This window comes from Monashia sp. HAY1-5C (genome assembly GCF_056755255.1).
The window spans coordinates 1-2845 of sequence record NZ_JBPGXG010000237.1 but is presented as its reverse complement, the minus strand read 5'-3'; the positions used below and the strand labels follow the sequence as shown (position 1 = coordinate 2845).

The 2845-nt window shown below is 66.2% G+C and carries 3 protein-coding genes; 2 read left to right on the top strand and 1 reads right to left on the bottom strand.

Features of this window, described 5'->3' with window-relative positions:
- Positions 1-517 (top strand): amino acid ABC transporter ATP-binding protein (locus ACR9ZK_RS21205; protein WP_481343946.1); only part of this gene is annotated, 517 nt, incomplete at its 5' end.
- Between the two features lie 299 nt (positions 518-816).
- Positions 817-1362, top strand: a complete 546-nt coding sequence (locus ACR9ZK_RS21200) for a DinB family protein (RefSeq protein ID WP_481343945.1) — start codon at positions 817-819, stop codon at positions 1360-1362.
- An 896-nt stretch (positions 1363-2258) separates the two neighbouring features.
- Here the strand turns inward: ACR9ZK_RS21200 and ACR9ZK_RS21195 are convergent.
- Positions 2259-2845: exonuclease/endonuclease/phosphatase family protein (locus tag ACR9ZK_RS21195; RefSeq protein ID WP_481343944.1), on the bottom strand; the 587-nt coding region annotated here is incomplete at its 5' end.

Here is a 2845-nt window from a genome sequence, read left to right as displayed (position 1 = left end):
GGCCAAGGACCTTGCTCGTCAGCGAGCAGCGATGGGCATGGTGTTCCAGCAGTTCAACCTGTTCCTGCACAAGACCGTCCTCGAGAACCTGATAGAGGCACCGATGCTGGTGCTCAAAGAGTCTCGCGCGTCGGCCGAGCAGCGCGCCCACGAGCTGCTCGGCCAAGTGGGGTTGGCTGAGAAAGGACACCAGTACCCACGCCAGCTGTCCGGCGGGCAACAGCAGCGGGTAGCCATTGCCAGAGCGCTCGCCATGCGGCCGAAGCTCATGCTCTTTGACGAGCCCACGTCCGCCCTCGACCCGGAGATCGTCGGCGACGTCCTCACGGTCATGCGTGATCTGGCGAAAGCCGGCATGACCATGATCGTCGTGACGCATGAGATGGAGTTCGCGCGCGAAGTCGCTGATCGCCTCATCTTCATGGACGCGGGAGCGATCGTCGAGGAGGGTGATCCCGCCAGCATCCTGACCCAGCCCACTGAAGCCAGAACACGACAGTTCCTCGCTCGGCTCTGACGGGGCCGACTCGCCAGCTCGACGTGGGACTCGATCTCAGTGGAGACTCACCCCCTGGATGGCAAACGGCGAGGGGCAAGGACGCCAGACCTCCGGGGAAGCACTCCCGCCGCCAGCTCTCCGGCCTGCGGATGCGTGGCGCGAGCAGCTCATGACCCGCTCACTCACCGGTTTGCCCACCTTTTTCAGCCGCGGGGCGGCCCGGCTGAGGGTCTGCCCACCTCCGCGGCAACAGCTGGACCGAACCGCCACCGTCTACCGTTGATCCGGCACCACCTCACAGGCTTCCGGAGCGACGCATGGACAACGATGAGATCCACGCAGAGCTCGACCATGTGCGCCGCGACTTCCGGTACCTGCTCGAGACCGCGACCAAGGCGGAACTCGGCCGGCCGAGCAACGGCACCAAGTGGACCAATGAGCAACTGCTCTTCCACATGCTCTTCGGATACCTGCTCGTACGCAACCTGCGCCCCCTCGTGCGCGGGTTCGCCAGATTGCCCGACCGGGCCTCCAAGACCTTCGCGGCGGTGCTGGATGCCGCGACCCGGCCATTCCATGTCGTCAACTACATCGGCTCCCTCGGCGGCGCCCGGATCCTCGGGCGACCCCGCATGGTCCGTCTCATGGACCGGAACATCGAACAGCTGCACGCGTCGCTCGACGCAACGCCCGAGAGCATGCTGCGACGCGGGATGCACTTCCCGGTCGGCTGGGACCCCTACTTCGCCGACTTCATGACCCTGCGAGACGTCTACCACTACCCCACGCAGCACTATGAACACCACCGGCGCCAACTCACGCTGGCCAATGCCAGTGACCAGGGACACTCTCCCGGAACCTAGCCGCCGACCACCCGACTCTTCACTGCGCCAAGGACTTTCGCGCGACTTCGTCTCGAATGTCGTCCTCTACGACATCGAAGGCCGCCTGCTGCTGGCTGACGGTTATCACCGAATAGCTGCGGCCCGACAACTCCGCAGAACGGTCATCTCGGCAGATGTACGAAGAGGCACCCGAGCTGATGTTGTGCGTTTCGCCGCGGACCTGGCGCGGCAGCAGCGCGACTTCCGGAGGAACAGGTGCTGGCCGCCATCATGCGAAGGGCCGACGGCCGTACGGGATCTCACTGCCATCGGGACGATCGCCTCGGTTCGCCGCATGTGCGCGCGCTGCCGGGATACTGAACGGGGTGAGTCCCTCCGTGCTGAGTGCCTTGCTCGTGGTCCTGGCCGTCGGAGCCGCCAGCCTTTGGGTGCTGGCGGATGCCCGGTCACGGGTGAAGCTCGACCGACCCGTCGTCGCCAGGTTCGGTGATCTCACGGTTGATAGGCCGGAAGTGTGGGCGGCCCTATGCCTATTGGTGCTGGTGCTGTTCTTGCCGCCTTACCTCGTGGCCCGCAGCGCCGAGTAACCCAGGGCACCTTGCACGCCCTCTCATCGGTGCGGGTTCAGGCGGTCATTGCAACGCTTCCGCTAGTGCTTCTGATGGTGTCTTGAAGCCGAGGGTCTGTCGAGGGCGGGCAACCAGCGGATCACGACTGTCGTCGCCTCGGTCATCACCGCGGTCATCGTCGGCCTCTGTGGCTACCTCGTCGCCACCGGACCCTGATCTGGTGGCGGTACGAGTCGCCCGCGTTCAGGTGCCAGGCCAGCGGGTCGACCTACTCGACAACCCCGCCGAGCCCTGCCGCGCCGGAGTGTCGTCCGGACCTGCCGCGGTCCGCTCGAGGTCGCTCGCTCACGTCCGTTGTCCCGGGTTGAGCTCGAACTCGACCCATAGTGGGTAGTGGTCGCTGATGCGCCACGAGACCGCGATCTTCGACATGCCCGCGTAGACGTAGGGCAGGAAGTCGATGTTCCCGGCTCGTCCGGTGTAGGTCATGCCGTGGAGCAGGTTGTGGACCTGGCCGGTGGCGTCGACATCGGAGAACCAGGCGATCTGGTCGTAGTAGTGGCGCTTGCTCGGGGTGTCGAAGATGGTGCGGGGCAGCGTGCTGAGCTCGCCGGGTGGGAACAGGCCGGTGGAGACGAAGGCCCGGTAGAGCGGTGTGCCGGGGCCCTCGAGGTTGAAGTCGCCGAGCGCGAGGAGGTTGCTGTTCCAGTCGTGGCCGCGGACGGCCCAGTCGTGCATCCAGGTCGCGAAGGCGGTGATCTCTGGGATCCGGCTGGCCGGGGCGTCCCAGACGATGTGCACGGTGGTGAGGATGAACTCCACCGCGTTGCGGGTGAAGCTGGCCGCGTACGGGGTGCGGGCGAACTGTGCCGCGGCCGTGGCCGCCTGCGGGGGCAGGACGATCTCGCCGACGAGCCCGGAGGGGCGGACCC